We start from the raw sequence: 17,599 nt of genomic DNA on the forward strand, positions 1-17,599 counted from the left end.
TCGCCGCCGCACCAGGGCGGCGGCGAGCGGCGATGAATTCCGCGGTCAGGTGCGGTCGGCGGACGCGGTGGCGACGGGCACGCGGGCCCGCTCGGCGGAGCCGCGGCGGACCAGCGGCCACCCCACGGCGATGACCACCATCCACGCCGCCATCACGTACAGCGCGACCCGGGTGTCGGCCTCCCAGGCGATCAGCAGGGTGACGAACGCGAAGAACGCCAGCACCAGGACGTTCGTGTACGGCGCACCCGGCATGCGGTACGGGGAGGGGGCGAGCCGTCCAGCGGCGACGGCGCGGCGGTACCGCATGTGGGCGACGACGATGACCGTCCACACCATGAGGGCACCGCCGGTGGACACCGAAGTGATGTACTCGAACGCCTTGTCCGGGACGATCGCGTTCACCACCACGCCGATGCCCATGACGACGGCGGAGATCACCACGGTCAGGACGGGCACGCCTCGGCTGTTGAGCCGCGCCAGAATTCGCGGGCCGTCGCCGTTGACCCCGGCGGTGCGCAGCATGCGGGACGTGGAGTACAGGCCGCCGGCGTTGCAGGACGACAGCGCGGCGGTCAGGACGACGAAGTTGACGATGCCCGCCGCGGCCGGAATGCCGATCTTCGTGAAGGCCAGCACGAACGGGCTGGTGCCCTCCTCGAACTCGGTCCAGCTCACCACCGACAGGATCACCAGCAGGGAGCCGAGGTAGAACAGCGCGAACCGGATCGGCAGCGCGTTGATGGCCCGGGGGATGTTCTTCTCGGGGTCCTTGGCCTCGCCCGCGGTCACGCCGACGAGCTCGACGCCCAGGTAGGCGAACATCACCATCTGCAGCGTCATCAGGGTCGCGCCGAACCCTTGCGGGAAGACCCCGCCGTGCGACCACAGGTTGGTCACCGAGGCCGTGGCCCCCGCGTCGCTGAACCCGAAGATCAGGACCGCCAGCCCGACCAGGATCATCATCACGATCGCGGCGATCTTGATCATGGCGAACCAGAACTCCAGCTCGCCGAACAGCCGGACCGAGACGAGGTTGATCACGAAGAGCACGACCAGCGCGATCAGGGCGGTCTTCCACTGGTCGAAGCCGGGCCACCAGTACTGGATGTACTCGCCCGCGGCGGTCAGCTCGGCCATGCCGGTCGTCACCCAGATGACCCAGTACGTCCAGGCCGTCGCGTAGCCCCAGAACGGGCCGAGGAACTCGCGGGCGTAGTCGGCGAACCCGCCGGGGGCGCGCCGGTACGTCAGCAGCTCGCCGAGCGCCCGCATCACGAAGAACAGCGCCAGCCCCGCCACCGCGTAGGTGAGGATCAGACTGGGGCCGGCCTTGGCGATGTTGGTCCCCGCACCGAGGAACAGCCCGGTGCCGATGGTGCCGCCGATCGCCAGCATCTGGATCTGTCGGGTGCCGAGCGCCCGGTGATAGCCCATCCCGGCAGGTCGTGCCTCTCTAGGGGGCCTGTCGGCAGTGTCAGGAGCCATACGCCTTGTAGGCCTTTCTCGCTCGCCGCCGTCCTGTAGGACGGCTTGTCTGTGGTGCCGCTTGTGGCGGACCGCACACATAGTAGGGATTTGCCAAACGGCCACCGAAAGGGGCCCATCCAGCACGAACGCCACGTACCCACGACCGGACGTCACGATACGCAACGGTGCGGACGCTTTACGCAACATCCCTGCCGCCGCCCTGAGACCCGCTCCTACCAGCGCCTCGACCTCCACAGGCCCGGCAAGCCCGGTTCAATCCCGGGTCTCGGGGGTCGCGATATCGAGTTGGCGCTCACCTCGGGCATCGCGTATGCTCTCGGTCGTTGCCACACACCGGCGAGAGACCGGTCAGGGGAACACCTCCGGAGCGGTTACGCTCAGGAGAGCATGGTCCTGTGGAGCAGTTAGGAGTGCTCGCCACCCTGTCAAGGTGGAGGCCGCGGGTTCAAATCCCGTCAGGACCGCCAGGCGTGCCGCCGTCTTCGGCGCGTCGCGGGCAGGTAGCTCAGTTGGTACGAGCGTCCGCCTGAAAAGCGGAAGGTCGGCGGTTCGACCCCGCCCCTGCCCACACGATCCACCAGCTTCAACACAGCGCCCGACCAGCATTGATCCGGTCGGGCGCTGTTGTTATCGCATCCGGTCGTGTCCGGTCATCACCGGCGGACGGCGGTCAGACGTGCCCAATACGTGCTGAAAACTTAGGTGGGCCGTAGGGCAGCCTCGGTCCTGTACTTGCCTGCTTCGTCCCGCCAGTCAATGCGGTTGGCGTAGACGCAAAACAAGACCTCGACACGAGTGATCTCCCCAAGCTTCCGAGAGCCCGCCCCTTCTCTCCAAGCGCCGCGCGTAGACCGTCATCGTGACCCCGATGTCGCTATGCCCGACGATCTCCCGGACGACGTGCGGCGGGACGCCCAAGTCCAGCAACAGCGACACGCACGCGTGCCGGCCGAGGACAAGGAGAAGCCGCGTGCTGATCGAGCACGTGGGCCCAGGACGGGCACTGGACGGTTGATCAGGTACAGGCGCAACCGGACGAAGTCTTGGGGGGCTGCGTGGGGTCGAGGGCCTTCTCATCGGAGGTGCCGCAGCAGGTGTTGCCGTCTGCTGAGTCGGCAGCGCTCTTGCCGAGGGTGTCGGCGTCGGCCTTGACCGTGTAGAACTCCCACGGTTCGCCGCCGGGCCCCTGGACCCAGACCTTGTCCTGCACCGCGTAGCAGCACGAGGTGTCCTTCTCCTCCAGGGTCACGAGCCCGGCTTCGGTCAGACGCTTGGCCGCCTCGGCGACGAACTCGGAGTTCTCGACTTCGACCCCGAGGTGATCCATGCGAGTCGGCTCGCCGTCCTCGCCCTCGATCAGGACGAGCTTGAGCGGCGGCTCGGTGATGACGAAGTTGGCGTAGCCCGGCCGGAGCTTGGCCGGCTCGGCGCCGAACAGCTTGGAGTAGAAGGCGATCGAGCCTTCCAGGTCGGACACGCGCAGAGCGAGCTGGACGCGGGACATGCGGTTCCTCCTCGTGTCGTGGGCGGTGTCGGCCGGTCGTCGGTCGGCAGATGCCCCGGCGGACGCTGTTTAGATGTCTGTCTAAGCAGCCGGTGACCCGAGTTTGCATCCCTGCATAGATGGATGTCAAATTAGAGGCATGTCTAAGCAGCGCCTGCCGATCGTGAACCCCGTCGACACCGAGGGGCCGTGCTGCGCGCCCCTGGTCTGCGAGCCGTTGAGCGAGACCGAGGCGGCCGAACTGGCGCCGTTGTTCAAGGCGATCGCCGACCCGGTCCGGCTGCGGCTGCTGTCGTTGATCGCCTGCCACGAAGGCGGCGAGGCGTGCGTCTGCGACCTGACCGCCGCGTTCGACCTCACCGCGCCGACGATCAGCCACCACCTGAAGGTGCTCAAGAAGGCCGGGTTGATCGACTCCGAGCGGCGCGGGACCTGGGTCTACTACTGGCTCAACCCCGGCGTCCTGGAGCGGCTGTCGGCGATCCTGGGGCCGCGCGTCACCGCGGCTGTTTCGTGACCGACACCGAACCAGACGCCCGCACCGCGCCCGCCGGCGCCCGGCCCACGGACGCCGTAGCGGCCCGCCTGTCGGCGGTGCGCCGCCGCCTCATCCTGCCGGAGACCTCATGACCCAGGCCGCCGATGTACCCGAGGTGCTGTTCGTGTGCGTCCACAACGCCGGACGCTCCCAGATGGCCGCCGCCCTGCTCGACCACTACGCCGCCGGACGGGTCCGCGTCCGTTCGGCCGGGTCTGCACCCGCCGACGAGATCAACCCCGCCGTCCGCGCGGTAATGGGCGAACTCGGCCTGGACCTGTCCAAGGAGTTTCCCAAGCCCCTCACCGGCGAAGCAGTTCAGGCCGCCGACGTGGTCATCACCATGGGCTGCGGCGACGTCTGCCCCGTGTTCCCCGGCAAGCGCTACCTCGACTGGCAGCTCGACGACCCCGCCGGACAGCCGATCGAGAACGTCCGGTCCATCCGCGACGAGATCGACGCCCGCGTTCGCGCCCTGCTCGCCGAACTCCTGCCCGCCGACGCCTGACGCGCCCCGTGCATCGGCCGCCGGTCTTCCTCACACCCAATATATCGTCTATCGTCGATGGACGATGAATGAGCAGAAGGGGCCGCTCGACCGACCGACGGCGACCGAGTACGCGTCATGGTTCAAGGCACTGGCCGACCCGACGCGCGTCCAGATCGTGTCCCTGCTCGCCCGGCAGGGACGGCCGATGAAGGTCGGAGAGATCGTCGACGCCGTCCACGTCGGGCAGTCGACCGTGTCCGCACACCTCAAGGTGCTGGCCGAGGTCCGGTTCGTGCTCGTGGACCAGCGCGGCACCTCCCGCTTCTACCGGATCAACACCGCGTGCGTGGAGTGCTTCCCCACCGCCGCCGATCTGGTCATGGGACGTCCCGCACCGACCGCTCCGACGTGCCCACCCGAAGGAGACGTCTGATGCCCGACGCCCACATCACCGGCACCCCCACCACCGACGAAATCGTTGCCCGCTACTCCGATCTCGCCCGAGCCGTCCTTGCCGGCGACACCCCGCGCGACGGAGGCGAGTGCGGCGATTCCTGCTTCGGTGCCGCCTCCTACCAGGCCGAGGACCAGGTGCCCGAAGCCGCTCTACGTGCGAGCCTGGGATGCGGCAACCCCCTCGCCGTCGCAGAGCTGCACCCCGGAGAATCCGTGCTCGACCTCGGATCAGGCGGCGGCCTGGACGTTCTCTTGTCGGCCCGCCGGGTCGGCCCGCCGGGTCGGCCCGACCGGAATCGCCTACGGCCTGGACGCCAGCGACGACATGCTCACACTCGCCCGCGCCAACGCCGCCCAGGCACGAGCCGACAACGCCCGCTTCCTCCACGGCCACATCGACGACATCCCGCTGCCGGCCGGAAGCGTGGACGTAGTCATCTCCAATTGCGTCATCGACCTCGCTACCGACAAGGCCCGCGTCCTCTCCGAAGCCTTCCGCGTCCTGCGCCCCGGCGGGCGGCTCGGCGTCAGCGACATCATCGCCGAACCCGGCCTTGACCCCGACGAGCGCGCCGCCGCGGAGCAGCGCATCGGATGCGCCGCCTCCCCTCTCACCGCCGAGGAGTACCGCCGCGAACTGCACGCCGCGGGGTTCACCGGCATCACCATCACCCTCACCGCCGACACTGGGGACGGGCTGCACGCCGCCATCGTCCAAGCCGCCAAGCCCGCCAGCTAGCCGGGACAACGCCATGCCACTCCACCAGCCCCCCGGCGTCGCCATCCGCGCCATGGAACGCCACGACGCCGACCAGGTACTGACGATTTACCAGCAAGGCCTGGACACCGGACATGCGAGCTTCGAGACCACCGCACCCACCTGGCAGGAGTTCGACGCCGCCAAGCTCGACCGTCACCGGTTCGTAGCGATCGACCCCACCGCCGAGCCGAGTAGCAACGTGCTCGGCTGGATCGCCGCCAGCCCCGTTTCTGACCGCTGCTGCTACGCCGGGGTAGTGGAGCACAGCATCTACATCGCCCCCCACGCTCGCGGACAAGGCGTTGGGGCCGCCCTGCTGGCCGTGTTCATCGCGTCCACCGAGGCCGACGGCATATGGACCATCCAGGCCGGCATCTTCCCCGAGAACACGCCGAGTCTCCGCCTGCACACCAAGGCAGGCTTCCGCACGGTAGGCACCCGCCAACGCCTAGGCCGCCTCCACGGCCGGTGGCGCGACGTCGTCCTACTGGAGCGCCGGAGCCCCACCATCCTGTAACCCGATCAGCCCCGGACGAGCGGCGAGGAGACAGCGCTGCAGGTCGACGACCCACCGCGTGCAATCAAGGCGATGATCAGGGGTCAATCACGGCCACTTGCGGCATGTCCAAACGCCAGGTCAGCGGTTCCAGCCAGCGCAATCGCAATGCTTTCCAAGCTGACAGCAGGCGTTCGCTCGGGAGCGTCCGGTACAGCATGCGCGCTGGTAGGTGATGGTGGCCAGCTCCCTGCCACGCAGGCCCCAGAACAGGCGCCCACAAGGGCCCGTGCCAAACTCGGCAAGGTGCTGGCCTGGCGACGGGCCCCAGGGTGCAGCAGCTAGTGCAGGTGTCGGGTGAAGAAGCCCATTGCGTCTTCCGCTGCGTAGTGTGGGACACCGGTGTGCCCGCCCATGTTGGCGAGCAGTGTCTTCTCCTTGGAGCCGAAGGCGTCGAACAGGTCCAGGGCCGCCTGCCGATCGTTGTTTTCGTCATCCCACTGCAGGAGGACGTGCAGCGGAATGGTGACGTGCCGGGCCTCCTCGAACATGATGCGAGGCACGAAACTCCCTGCGAAGAGGCCGGCGGCGACGATGCGCGGCTCGACCACCGCGAGCCGGATGCCGATGGAGATCACTCCCCCCGAGTAGCCGACTGGGCCGCCGATCTCGGGCAGCGTGAGGAGGACGTCCAGGGCGGCCTGCCATTCCGGGACCGCCTTCTCGACCAGCGGGAGGACGAGGGCATCGATGATCTCGTCACTGACCGGTTCGCCCGCCTTCACAGCTCGGCGCAGGTCGGCGCGGGCCTGCTCGACGGCGGCCCAACGGGGCCGGTCGCCGCTCCCGGGCAACTCGATGGTGGCTGCGGCGAAGCCCTGCGCCACGGAGTGCCGGGCCCGCGCCAGCAGCCGCGGGTACATCGTGTGCAGTCCGAGCGGAGGGTGGCCGAGCAGGATCAGCGGGACAGGTGCAGATGCGGATGTAGGCGTCCAGAGAATGCCGGGGATCTCATCGAGGGTGAATTCGCGTTCGAGGACGCCGCCGTCGAGAACCTGTTCAGAGGTGAATCGCATGGTCGTGCCTTCCGGGAGTGCTCTTGAACGGCGCTCCCGGACGACCTATCGCCCAGCCGTGCCTCCTGAGGGGAGCACCCATGTCGATGCGTTCACGGGTACCACCTCCTCGTTCTCTTGCACGGCCCCCCGGCAAGGTAGCAGTCGGTCGCCATGGGCCTCCAACAGGTTTTTCGGCCGTCACTGAGTGCGGGCACAACAGGTGGGCATGCTGAAGACCCGGCTGTGCTGAGCACAGCCGGGTCTTCCTGTGGGGGCTACTCCTGGGTGCGGAGGCGGTTGACTACGAAGAAGCCGACTGCTGCGGCCAGGGTGGCTACGCCTTCGCCTATGAGGCAGATGGTCTTCTCGCTGTACCAGTGCGGGTCGTGCATGGCGGGGATCGGGCCCAGCCTGCCGACGTCCACGTAGTAGTAGAGGAGCAGGGCTCCGACGGCGCTTCCGGCGACGAGGAAGGCGATGGCGTACGTCCACTTGCGGGCCCAGGCCAGGACCAGGACGCCGGCTACTGCGGCGAGGATGGCTTGGGCTCGGAAGAGGTCGTCGCCAGGGATGGCGCCACCAGCGCCGCGCGGCCCCGGCTCCATCTCCGGTGCGAAGTCCCAGTGGACCCAGGCGTCGACCGCCAGGCCCACGGCCACGAGAAGGCGAAGCAGGATGTCCATACCAATGGAACGTGTGCCTGCCGCCGATGGATCAATTCGTGCCGCGATCGGTCATCGGCGAACGTGCGGGTGGTCGCTGGAGGTGCCGGACGCGCTTTCGTGATGCGGCCGAGCGGTGGGAGCGCCTGTGAGGCGGTTGTGGCCGGCATTTCCGTGACCCTTGTTGAGGGCCGCCTCGACCAGCTGCGTGGCGAAGTCGACCGCAGAGGTCTTGCCGCGTCAGCGTGGTGATGTCCGGCGCCTGCACAACGACGGGACCAGCTGTTCGGGAGAAACCGCGGACGAATTGGTTGATGCAGTGTTGGCTGGACCATGCGGTACGGCCCGCTGTTGACGCGGTGCCCTGCCACTGGCCTGCGCGGTCATATGGGCAGTGGCGGTTCGCCGAGGTTCCTGTCAAGGCGGTGTAGGCGAACTCGACCGTGCTGACTGCTGCAGTACCTCGTCCCCCATCGTCGTGTCGGCGGCAGCGCCTACTGCTGGCCGGCCCGCGGGTGCTGGATGAGCCGACCGCGGCCCTAACTCTGGGGACCGCCGACGCGATCATCCGGGACCGTCCTGACCTGGCCGGGCGGCACGGCGCCACTCGCGATCCACACAGTCATATCGGCTTGGTGACCTGGCTACTAGCGCCGTTTCATGGACGGATCAGCCCCCGCACATGAGGCTGGCTCGAGATGAGACGGTGTGGGTTTCGATGGGCATTATGGGCAAGGCGCCATAGCGAGCGTCGGCACGTGCTGTTCCCCTGGCTGCGGGCTTCTTGTGAAGGCGCGGGGTCGCAGAAGCTGCGACCGGCACCCGCCAGACGTACCTGCCCTCGCGTTGCTGCCGCTGACCTACGGGGCACGGCCCCCGTCACGGCACCGCAGTGACACGGCCGCTCGTAAGCCAAGACAATTCGAATCGCCGTCCTTCTGAACATCTGACTGCGGCGATCCGTCACTGGCCCGGCCCATGGCATGACTCCAGACCGCTGAACATGCTGAGTGCCTTGAGAGGTGGGCTTGCCTCCCGTGACAACTCGCTTGGCCACGCCTGAGATCGCACGCTCTGCGGCGCTCCATACGGCCTCGGTGGCATTGGCAGCCTTCGCGGCACGGCAGGCGGCCCCTGCGGCGGCTCATGAGGCTCGGATGGTGCGGCCCCTTGCGGGAGTGCAATATGTGCGGCTCGCTCGGCGGGGGATCGAACACCGTGTCATCCCTGTTCATCAGGCTTCTGGTCGGCGCGTGTTCCTCAACGAGCTGGACGTCGCTCGACTGCGGGGTGTCGGGCTTCGCGCAACGTTCTTGGGCACGCTGGCTACGTTGGCAGGCCGGATCCGTTGGGCTGTGGGGCGCCTCCATGACAAGGAATCCGGCGCACGGATCGACCGAATCTGCCCTTCCGAGGTGGCGCTGGCGCTGGTTGGCGCTCAGCATCGTCGGGCTTGCATTCGGGGGTTCATAGGACGCCCGTGTGTTGGCTGCGTGGGGCTGGTGCCCATGAGGGTGCGGTGGGCATGGGCGGGGTGTAGCGGTACCGGTGCGGAGGGGTGGGAGTTGGGCGAGTACGACGGCGTTCGTGTTTGGGGAAGGTCAGGACGGCCAGCATGGCCAGGGCCACCGCGCCTACGCGCAACATGAACAGAGGACGGTCTTGGGGCCAGGGCTCTCCGAAGATGAGCGTCGCCGACAGCAGCAGGTGAAGCTTCGCCGTCAGTGTGAGGACGGTGACGAACAAGCTCAGTCGGCAGCGTTGGAGCCCGATGGACAGCAGCGTCAAGCCGAACACCCCGGCGAGCAGGAAGAGGTAGGGGTGTGGGGTGAGGTGCACGTCCAAACGACCGTCGGCGAGTGTCAGTGCTGTGCCGAGGCCGAAGACCTCGGCCGTCCCTAGGAGGACGCCCGCGCCCACGCCGTAGGCGATGCCGGTGAGGCGCCGTGCGTGTCGTCCTTCGCGGGCGCGGTCACGCACGGTGAACATCCACAGTGGGATGGCGAGGGACGGTACGACGACTGCCGCGAGTGTCCACCATGGCAATGCGTCCGGTGCGGCCAGTGCGTCTTCTCTGGTGGGCAGGTTTACGGCGAAGCGGGGGGCTGTTTTCACGGCGACTGATGCCGCCGCCGACGCCATCGCGGCGACTGTGAGGAGCATCCCCAGCCATTCCCGTCCGGCGAACCGTTCGCCGAACGAGAGGTGCCCTACGAGCAGTACGAGGATCAGGCCGAATCCGTAGGCGGGCAGTGCGGCCGCCAGCGGGAGGCTGAGCAGAGCGATGTCCCCCATCGCGAACCCCGTGACGAGCAGCAGCAGGCCCAGCAGCCAACGCCCGCTGCTCAGCGCCTGCGTCATCACCGCCAGGGGACGGCGGCCGGTCAGCGGTGACATCGCCCGTGTGGCCGTCTTGAACACGACGAACGCGACGATGTAGACGACCTGGGCGGCGCATGCGAGCAGTACCGCTGTCACGGCGCGAACCTCCGGGGGGCGACCTTTCAGGCGGGCACGGAGTGAAAGCGGCGAGGCGGCGTCATCCGGACGTCGGGACGGCGCCCTGCGAAAAGGATGTTGGCACAGCCGTCGCGTCGTTGGATCTACGTCGAAGCAGGAGATTTTCGCTGATCTATGTGCGCAGTTGAGTAAAGGGGGCGTCAAAACGGCGTCGCGAGGGCGGCGTGTTCGCCGATGGTGTCCAGATGAGGTCAGCCTCGGTGCGCGCGGCGCATTGCTCGATCACTCTGTGTAACGGAATGATTGCTTCGCGCACCCGACCACGGGATGGTGATCACGTGACGCTCGGCAGGACGAACCCGGCCCCGACCCGACGGACGCGGGAGCTTGCGCATGCCGACGCGCGCCGGTCCACCGTCGCCGTGACGTCATGACCGCCTCGATGGACGCCCTCGGCGACCGGCTGGCGCTGACCGGCGGGGCACGGCAGGGCAGGACCGCCCGCCGGCTCGTCCGGGAGCGCGCGGCCAAGGTGGTGGACGACCCCGCGGCGTTGGACGACATCGAGTTGATGACCGCGGAGGCGGTCGCCAACGCGGTCCTGCACGGCACCGGGGTGGTACAGGTGGACGTGGCGACGGACGGGCGGCGGCTGCGCGTCGAGGTCCGCGACGAAGGCCCCGCGCGCCGCGCCGTGCGGGACCCAGGGGACGGCGCGGCGTCCTCTGCGGGCCGCCCGTGCCGGGAGCCCGACGTTCTGCCCGCGAATGCTTCGCCGGTGAGCTGCGACGCGTCGTCCGGGCGGCGCCACGAGCCGGACCGGCATCCGGCCGATCACGGCCGCGGCCTGATCGTGATCGACAGTCTGTCCGACGAGTGGGGGCTCGAGCAGACCTCCACCGAGACGGTGCTCTGGTTCGTCGTCAGCACCTGACGCGTCCCGCCGTCAGCCTCTCGGCACGCGGATCGTCTCGGCCCAGGAGGGCGCCGCCGAGCCCGCGCCGATCACTACCGCGATCAGCCGGCACGCCGCGGGTTCGTCCGGCCAGGGGGTGTGGCCGTCGGTGAGGACGATGACGACGCTCGGCGGGTGCGGCGCGTCCAGGGCCTGGCGGATCCCGACCCGCATGTCGGTGCCGCCGCCGCCCTTCAGCTCGATCTGCTCGGCGGCGGTCACCCGGGACGCGGCCTGCACGTCGGCGTCGCAGCTGAGCACGGTCACGCGGTCGCCGCGCACGCCCACCTCGCGCAGCACCCCGGTGACCTCGGCGAGCGCCGCGCCGAGTTCCCGGTCGCCCATGGAGCCGGAGGTGTCGATCACGATGGCGACGCGCGGCAGCGGGCGCCGCAGGCTCGGCAGGACGACGCCGGGCAGCGCCGAGCTTCGGCGGGACGGGCGGCGGTAGGTGTAGTCCACGGCGCCGCTCGCCCACGACAGGGCTTCGCGCACGGCCCCGGCCAGCACCCGCCGCCAGTCGACGACGGGTTCCAGGACTTGGTCGGCCCAGCGCCGCCATCCGGCGGGGAGGGTGCCCCGATTGCGCACGTGGGCGCGCATGGCCTCGGCGGTGTGGCGGCGGATCGCCTTGGCCTCGGCCTCGGTGACGCGCGGGGCGGCGCCGTCGGCGTCGTCGAGCTGCCACGGGGTGGGCTCGCCGTGCGCGCCCGGTCCGCAGTCGAGGACGGCGTCGGACGCGGGCAGCCGCGGCAGGTACTCCTCGAACAGCCGTCCCGGCGGCAGGTCGAAGGCGTCGGGGGTGACGCGTCCGGCAGGCAGCCGCAGGCCGTCGGCGAGCAGGTCGTCGTTGATCTCGCAGTCCTGGGCGAGGTTGACGCGCAGCCGGTCGCGGCGCTGTGCGGGCGGGATCCGGTCGGCGCGGCCGTGGTGGTCGCGCAGCAGGTGCGCCGCCTCGTGGACCCACACGCCGGCCAGTTCCTCCACGGGCGTGGCGTCGACGAACGCGGGCGACACGTAGCAGCGCCAGTGCCGGTCGACGCCCATCGTCGGCACGGCGTCGGTCGGGACGACCGACAGGGAGTACAGCGCGGACGCCAGGTAGGGGCGTTCGGACGCGGCGCGGAACCGGGCGGCGAGCAGCTTCGTCCGGTCCAGGTCGTCGGCGGCGGACATCAGCGGTCGCCGGTGAGCGCGCCGGACAGGTGGAGCAGGTCGACGAACGCGTCGATGCCGTCGGGCACGGGCCAGTCGGTGTCGCGCAGGGCGGCCAGGTCGACCGCGGCCCGCGCCGCCACGTCCGGGACGCCCGCGTCGACCGCCTTGGCCAGCACGGTCCAGGCGGCGTCCCAGCGGCGCCGTGTGGGCCGTGTCTGGACGGCGGCGACCACGGAGGTCAGGAACGCCAGTTGCCGGTCGCCGCGGTCGGGCAGCGTGAAGGCGTCCGGGTCGGCGAGGACGCGGTCGGGGTCGGGCAGGTCGAGGTTGTCCAGGTAGGACAGCAGTTCGAGGCCGGCGCCCTCGCCGACCGCGCCGATGACGACGGCCGACAGGGCCTCCCGTCCGGCGCCGGTCGCGTACCCGACCGCCAGCAGCCGCAGCGCCATCTCCCAGGTGCGGGGGGACGGCCACGCGCCGCCGCGTGACTCGGCGTCCCCGGGGAGCTGGTGGGTCAGGCCGGGACGCGCGGTGAGGAAGCCGGACACGGCGCTGCGGGCTCGGGCTACCGCGGACGGCATCCGCGCGGGGTCGATCTTCGGGAGGGAGACCTGCGGCCAGGTGCCCGCCATGCCGCGCGCCACCGTCCGCGGGTCGTGCGTCCAGTGCAGGTGGACGAACCGGTTGGCCAGCGGCGGGCTGAGGTGCCAGCCGTCGGCGGCGCTGGACGGCGGGTTGGCGGCGGCGACGACGCGGACCGGTTCGGGCAGGGTGAGGCTGCCGACGCGGCGTTCCAGCACCACGCGCAGCAGGGCGGCCTGCACGGCGGGCGGCGCGGACGACAGCTCGTCGAAGAAGACCAGGCCGCGTCCCGCGCGGGCGAGGCGCACCGCCCAGTCGGGCGGCGCCATCGGCACGCCGGTGACCGCCGGGTCGTCGCCGACGATCGGCAGCCCGGCGAAGTCGGACGGTTCGTGCACGCTGGCGATCACCGTTTCCAGGGGGACGCCGAGGCCGTCGGCGAGCTGGCGCATCGCGGCGGTCTTGCCGATGCCCGGCTCCCCCCACAGCAGGACAGGCAGGTTCGCGGTGACCGCGAGCGCGAGCGCCTCGAACCGGTGGTCCTCGGCGGGTTCGGTGCGCCACGCCCCGACCCGCCGGTTGAGCTCGTCGGCCGCGGCCAGCGGGTCGTTCCGGTCGTGCTCGTGGGCGGGGTCGGCGGCGGTCATGCGTTGCCTCCCTGCGCGGCGATCCGGTCCTTGAGGAAGTCCAGATCGCTGCGCTCGCGGAAGTCGATGAGTTCGGCGAGGGTCATGCCGCCTTCCGGGTGGACGACGCGGACGTCGGTGCGGGCTCCGGCGTCCACCAACGCCCGGACGACGTCCGCCGGGCCCTGGTCGACGGCTTGGAACAGCGGGGTGCAGCCGCGCACGTCTCGCTGCTCCAGGTCGAGCCCGGCCTCCAGCAGGCGCGGCAGCAGCAGCCGATGGTCGGCGTGGTACAGCAGGTGCAGCAGGGTGCGTCCTTCGCCGTCGCGCGCGTGGGGGTCGTGACCGAGGTCGAGCATGCGGAGGACGCCGCGCGTGTCGCCGTGCAGCATCCTGTTGAACAGTTCGCGGCGTTGTTCGCGGACGGCACGCGGCAGCCGCCCCGTGGAAGCCTTCCAGCCCTGGCGGACGGCGAAACAGCCGGCGACCTTGCCGCCGAACGCGCCGAGGGCCTGTTCGCGCCGCCGCTCCTGTTCGCTGTGGTCGTGTGTGCGCAGGCCGCCGTCCTGATACGACACCGTGTGCCAGACCCCTCGGCAGCGGACGCGGACGACGGGCGGCGGCTCGGGGTCGGGCGGGCCGATCGGGCGCCCGCCGCCGGCGGCGTCCCGCGCCGGGAACAGCGCCGACCGGACCAGCGGGTGCAGGTCCTCGGGCGTGAGCCGGCCGGCGCGGAGCAGGTCGAGGTCGGGCAGGCGCCGCCAGTACACCTCGGGCAGCGGATGAGACGTGACCTTGCCGGGGAGCGACCGGCCGGGCCGCGAATCTCGGCGGAGGGTCAGGCGGACGACGCCGTCGCCCGTCGGGCCGTCATCGGCCTGTTCGATCACCGCGACGGCGTGTTGCAGCGCCCAGTTTCGGGTGTGTCGGCCGAGTTCGATGTGCCAGTTTCGGGTGCCGCCGTCCCGCATGATCCGCAGCAGCTCGGAGCGCAGCCGGTTCGGGGCCAGCGGGCTGCGGGTCAGCGCGCGCAGCGGATTGAAGCCGCGGCGACCGGACGTGTCGGCCGTGGCGACGATGCCGGCGGCGGCGAGCGCCTCGTCCACCTGCCCGCGCTCGTGCAGCAGCGTGACCCACTCGGCGTGGCCGACCGGGTCGTCCGGCCCCGGGTCCTCGGTGGGCAGCTCGTGCGGTGCGCGCAGGGTGCCGTCGGGGTTGAAGAACGGGGCGCGGTCCCGGCCGCCGTTGCGGGCGAGCAGTTCGTGCGCGTGACGTGCGTCCCACGTGTGACGCGCCGCCGACCAGTCGAGCTCGGTTTTCGGGTACGGTCCGGTGCCGACGTCCACGGAGCCGAAGCGCAACGTCAGCCGCTGCGCGTTCCAGCCTTCGGGTGTGACGATGCTCAGGGCGGCCGCTCGCCGGGGCGGATCGTAGACGCGCAGAACGATCACCTGCCCAGGCTGGATCAGCGTCTGCTCGGGTCCCGGCCACTCCCGCCGGGGAAGGTGCCAGCGCAGCAGGTCGGGCGCGAAGTGCCGCAGATCGTCCTCCAGCGCCTCGGCGGTCGCCGGGCCGTGCTTGCGGGCCACCTCGGCCAGGTCGATGTCGACGTCGACGCCGGCGACGGCGCAGGCGCCCCGCCAGTCCCCGGCCAGGCGCCGCTCCGTCGCCTCCTCGATCATCCAGCGCGGCACCGCGTACCGGCGCGTCCGCGCCCACAGGCCCGCGTTCTCGTGGTCGAACGGGCCGCACGGTTGAGTGCCCGGTTTCGGCTGGGCGGGCCGGTCGCGCGTGCTCACCGGTAGACGCTCCCGATCGCCAGGATGTCGGGATGCGCCGGGGTGAGGGGGCGCATCAGCGCGTTCAGGGCGCGCTTGACGCGACGCGGGACGTTCGGGCCGAGCCGCACCTGCTCCAGGCGCGTCGCGGTCGCGCTCACCCGGGCCAGCAGTGCCTTGGCGCCGCGCCCGGTGATGCCCGAGTGGGCCAGGTCGAGCGTGCGCAGGGGGCTGCCGGGGAGGGCGTCGGCGAGCGCGGCCGCGCCTTCGTCTCCGGTGGCGTTGGCCGGTGCGCCGAGTGCGCGTTGCGAACGCGGACGTCCCAGATTGAGCGCTTCGATGCCGTCGAGGGCGTCCGCCAGTGCGCGTGCTCCGACGGGGCCGATGCCGTTGCCGCCGAGTCCGAGCCGGACGGGGCGCTGCGGGTCTGCCGCCTCGGCAAGAGCGGCGGCGCCCGCGTCGCCCAGGTGACTCGCCGAGAGGTACAGTTCGCGGACGCCGGCGTCGCGGATGAGCGCGGCGAGCAGCGGCGCCGCGTCGGCGGCGAGGCCGTTGCCTCCCAGAAAGAGGCGTTCCACCGGTTGCGGGCGTGCTGTCAGCGCGTCCAGCAGCGTGCGCAGACCGTCCACGGTGATGCCGGTGTTGACCAGGTCGAGGGTGCGGATTGCGGTGTTGCGGCGCAGCATGGCCGCGAGCGCCCGTATGCCCTCGTCGCAGAGGGGGTTGCGTTTGAGCCAGACGGCCCGGACGGTGTCGTCGTCGGCGAGCTTTTCAGCAAGCGCGGCCGCGCCCTCGCCGTCGATGCGGTTGCAGCCCAGGTACAGCGTTCGGACGCCGTGTCCGGGGACGAGTGCTCGGGCGATGGCGCGCGCGCCGTCGTTCCCCATGGCGTTGGTGCCCAGCAGGAGGTGCACGGCGTGCGGCGACACGGCGGCCACGGGCATCAGCCGCTCGACCCCTTCCGCCCCGAGGCCCTGCTTGCACAGGTCGACACGGCCGTCCGGCCGCAGCGTTCCCAGCGGGAACGTCTCGTCGCCGTCGACCGCCGCCGCGTCCCCCAGGCGGGCCAGCAGCGGCTCCAGGTCGGCGGGGTCGGCCGCCGGAACGTCCGGGGCGTCGATGGCGGGGCAACGTACCGGGGCGGGCCGTGTCCGAGGATCTGTCATCACCACTCCACCGGGCGGTAGTCCTTGAGGAACAGTCCGTGGACGGGCTCGCCGCGCACACCCCGCACGATCGGGTCGTACACGCGCGCGGCCCCGTCGATGACGTCCAGCGGCGGGCGGAACCCCAGCGCGCGCTGCGCCATCCGGCTCGGATGGGGCCGCTCGTCGGTGACCCAGCCGGTGTCCACGCTGTTCATGTAGATGCCGGACGCGGCGTAGTCGTCGGCCGACGTCCGGGTCATCATGTTCAGCGCCGCCTTGGCCATGTTGGTGTGCGGGTGCCGGACGGTCTTGGACGACCGCGAGAAGCTGCCCTCCATCGCCGACACCTGCACCACGTACCGGTCCGGGTGCGGCGACGCCTCCATCAGCCCACGCAGCCGCGACGTCAGCAGGAACGGCACGAAGGCGTTGACCACGTGCACCTCCAGCCACTCGACGGGCGGCACCTCCGCGAGCCGCAGCACCCAGCTGTTGCGGTCGCGCAGGTCGAGCGGCTGGCCGGTCTCGTCCGTGCGCCCCGCCGGGAACAGGGCCTCCCAGCCCCCGTCCGGCAGAACCTCCGGGGCGGCCGGTCCGGCCGTCAGCGCCGGGCGGCAGGCGCCGGTGACGGTCACGGCCGCGGCGCCGCCGGTCAGCGCGCGCTCCTCGGCGGCGCGGACCTCGCGGTGATAGGCGGGCGGACGGCGGATCGTCTGCGCGGCGTTGTTGACCAGGATGTCGAGGTGGTCGAACCGCCGGTGCACCAGGTCGATGAGGTCGGCGACGGCGGGCAGGTCCAGGAAGTCGACGCCGTGGACGTGCAGCCGGTGCAGCCAGTCGTCCGCGTCGGCCACGGCGGCGAACCGGCGCGCCGCGTCCCGCGGGAACCGGGTCGTCACCATCACCTCGGCACCGTCGCGCAGCAGCTTCAGCGCCGTGTGGAAACCGATCTTCACCCGGCCTCCGGTGACCAGGGCGCGGCGTCCGCGCAGGTCGACGCGGGCGTGACGGCGGACGGCGTTCTCGTGCGCGCACTCCGGGCACATCAGGTGGTACTCCGGGTGCACCCGCCGGTAGGGCGCCTTGCACACGTAGCAGCGCCGCGCGCGGATCAGCTGCCGCGACGGCGTCGCAGGCCGGTCGCCGGGCTCGAGCCGCTGCTCGGGGTGAGGCGAGGGGTCTTGCTCGCGGTGGCGTTCGGACGCGGCCAGGGCCTCCCGGTCATGCCGCTGCCGCTCCTTGCGTCGTGCCGCCTTGCGGGCCTTCTTGCCCGCCCGGTACACGTCGGCCGCGGCGCGCTGGACCCGCACCCAGCGCGGATCGCCCGGTTCCGCCGCACCCGCCCGCTCCAGCACCCGCAGGCACGTGTCGATGTCGGCCTGCGTCGGCTCCGAGTCGATCGACGCCACCGCGCTGCCTCCCCCACGGACGGAACGG

At 70.9% G+C, this 17,599-nt stretch carries 16 protein-coding genes and 2 tRNA genes; 8 read left to right on the plus strand and 10 right to left on the minus strand.

All coding sequences use genetic code 11. The features are described 5' to 3' along the window. Positions 1–45: 45 nt before the first annotated feature. Positions 46–1,437, minus strand: a complete 1,392-nt coding sequence (locus AR3_RS04565; protein WP_227023105.1) for an amino acid permease — start codon at positions 1,435–1,437, stop codon at positions 46–48. A 443-nt stretch (positions 1,438–1,880) separates the two neighbouring features. Between AR3_RS04565 and AR3_RS04570 the strand changes: the two genes are divergently transcribed. Both AR3_RS04570 and AR3_RS04575 read left to right on the plus strand, forming a co-directional pair. Further along, a tRNA-Asp gene (locus AR3_RS04570) sits at positions 1,881–1,958 on the plus strand. Between the two features lie 27 nt (positions 1,959–1,985). Beyond that, positions 1,986–2,059 (plus strand) — tRNA-Phe (locus tag AR3_RS04575). 447 nt (positions 2,060–2,506) lie between these two features. Here AR3_RS04575 and AR3_RS04580 read toward each other — a convergent pair. Next, positions 2,507–2,995 carry an ArsI/CadI family heavy metal resistance metalloenzyme gene (locus AR3_RS04580; RefSeq protein ID WP_067908899.1) on the minus strand — a complete coding sequence of 163 codons (489 nt, stop codon included), beginning with the start codon at positions 2,993–2,995 and terminating at the stop codon, positions 2,507–2,509. A gap of 139 nt (positions 2,996–3,134) precedes the next feature. Here AR3_RS04580 and AR3_RS04585 point away from each other — a divergent pair, with 139 nt between their 5' ends. The 5 genes from AR3_RS04585 (at position 3,135) to AR3_RS04605 (ending at position 5,756) form a co-directional block, all read left to right on the plus strand. Beyond that, positions 3,135–3,512 carry an ArsR/SmtB family transcription factor gene (locus tag AR3_RS04585; protein ID WP_067908902.1) on the plus strand — a complete coding sequence of 126 codons (378 nt, stop codon included), beginning with the start codon at positions 3,135–3,137 and terminating at the stop codon, positions 3,510–3,512. Positions 3,513–3,621: 109 nt separating this feature from the next. Continuing rightward, positions 3,622–4,041, plus strand: a complete 420-nt coding sequence (locus AR3_RS04590) for an arsenate reductase ArsC (protein ID WP_067908905.1) — start codon at positions 3,622–3,624, stop codon at positions 4,039–4,041. Positions 4,042–4,105: 64 nt separating this feature from the next. Next, entirely contained in the window at positions 4,106–4,456 is a 351-nt protein-coding gene (locus tag AR3_RS04595; RefSeq protein WP_067908908.1) for an ArsR/SmtB family transcription factor, read from the plus strand. Positions 4,457–4,633: 177 nt separating this feature from the next. Beyond that, positions 4,634–5,218 carry a methyltransferase domain-containing protein gene (locus tag AR3_RS04600; protein ID WP_217998445.1) on the plus strand — a complete coding sequence of 195 codons (585 nt, stop codon included), beginning with the start codon at positions 4,634–4,636 and terminating at the stop codon, positions 5,216–5,218. 52 nt (positions 5,219–5,270) lie between these two features. Next, positions 5,271–5,756: a GNAT family N-acetyltransferase gene (locus tag AR3_RS04605; RefSeq protein ID WP_083950934.1), complete on the plus strand. Its 486-nt coding sequence runs from the start codon at positions 5,271–5,273 to the stop codon at positions 5,754–5,756. A gap of 320 nt (positions 5,757–6,076) precedes the next feature. On the opposite strand, the gene AR3_RS04610 is transcribed toward AR3_RS04605, so the two are convergent. From AR3_RS04610 to AR3_RS04620, 3 genes are all read right to left on the minus strand, one after another. Then, positions 6,077–6,811 carry a hypothetical protein gene (locus tag AR3_RS04610; protein ID WP_067908914.1) on the minus strand — a complete coding sequence of 245 codons (735 nt, stop codon included), beginning with the start codon at positions 6,809–6,811 and terminating at the stop codon, positions 6,077–6,079. A 257-nt stretch (positions 6,812–7,068) separates the two neighbouring features. Further along, a complete protein-coding gene (locus tag AR3_RS04615) occupies positions 7,069–7,476 on the minus strand; it encodes a hypothetical protein (RefSeq protein ID WP_067908917.1) in 408 nt (135 codons plus the stop codon). Between the two features lie 1,446 nt (positions 7,477–8,922). Next, on the minus strand, positions 8,923–9,933 hold the full coding sequence (locus tag AR3_RS04620; protein WP_067908919.1) for a hypothetical protein: 1,011 nt from the start codon (positions 9,931–9,933) through the stop codon (positions 8,923–8,925). Positions 9,934–10,345: 412 nt separating this feature from the next. Here AR3_RS04620 and AR3_RS04625 point away from each other — a divergent pair, with 412 nt between their 5' ends. Beyond that, positions 10,346–10,849 (plus strand): ATP-binding protein, encoded by a 504-nt coding sequence (locus tag AR3_RS04625; protein ID WP_083950928.1) that lies wholly within the window; start codon positions 10,346–10,348, stop codon positions 10,847–10,849. Between the two features lie 12 nt (positions 10,850–10,861). Here the strand turns inward: AR3_RS04625 and AR3_RS04630 are convergent, their stop codons facing one another. Genes AR3_RS04630 through AR3_RS04650 form a run of 5 tightly spaced genes read right to left on the minus strand, consistent with a single transcriptional unit; the run spans position 10,862 to position 17,571 of the window. Then, on the minus strand, positions 10,862–12,046 hold the full coding sequence (locus AR3_RS04630; protein ID WP_067908922.1) for a vWA domain-containing protein: 1,185 nt from the start codon (positions 12,044–12,046) through the stop codon (positions 10,862–10,864). Next, positions 12,046–13,257 (minus strand): AAA family ATPase, encoded by a 1,212-nt coding sequence (locus AR3_RS04635; protein ID WP_067908925.1) that lies wholly within the window; start codon positions 13,255–13,257, stop codon positions 12,046–12,048. The genes AR3_RS04630 and AR3_RS04635 overlap by 1 nt, the downstream gene beginning before the upstream one ends. Continuing rightward, entirely contained in the window at positions 13,254–15,035 is a 1,782-nt protein-coding gene (locus AR3_RS04640; RefSeq protein ID WP_067908928.1) for an ankyrin repeat domain-containing protein, read from the minus strand. Before AR3_RS04640 ends, AR3_RS04635 begins: the two co-directional genes overlap by 4 nt. Continuing rightward, on the minus strand, positions 15,032–16,180 hold the full coding sequence (locus tag AR3_RS04645) for a leucine-rich repeat domain-containing protein (protein WP_067908974.1): 1,149 nt from the start codon (positions 16,178–16,180) through the stop codon (positions 15,032–15,034). Before AR3_RS04645 ends, AR3_RS04640 begins: the two co-directional genes overlap by 4 nt. Beyond that, positions 16,180–17,571 (minus strand): SDR family NAD(P)-dependent oxidoreductase, encoded by a 1,392-nt coding sequence (locus AR3_RS04650; protein ID WP_067908931.1) that lies wholly within the window; start codon positions 17,569–17,571, stop codon positions 16,180–16,182. The genes AR3_RS04645 and AR3_RS04650 overlap by 1 nt, the downstream gene beginning before the upstream one ends. Between the last annotated feature and the right edge of the window lie 28 nt (positions 17,572–17,599).

The sequence above is a fragment of the Actinomadura rubrobrunea NBRC 15275 genome (genome assembly GCF_001552235.1).
GTDB lineage: Bacteria > Actinomycetota > Actinomycetes > Streptosporangiales > Streptosporangiaceae > Spirillospora > Spirillospora viridilutea.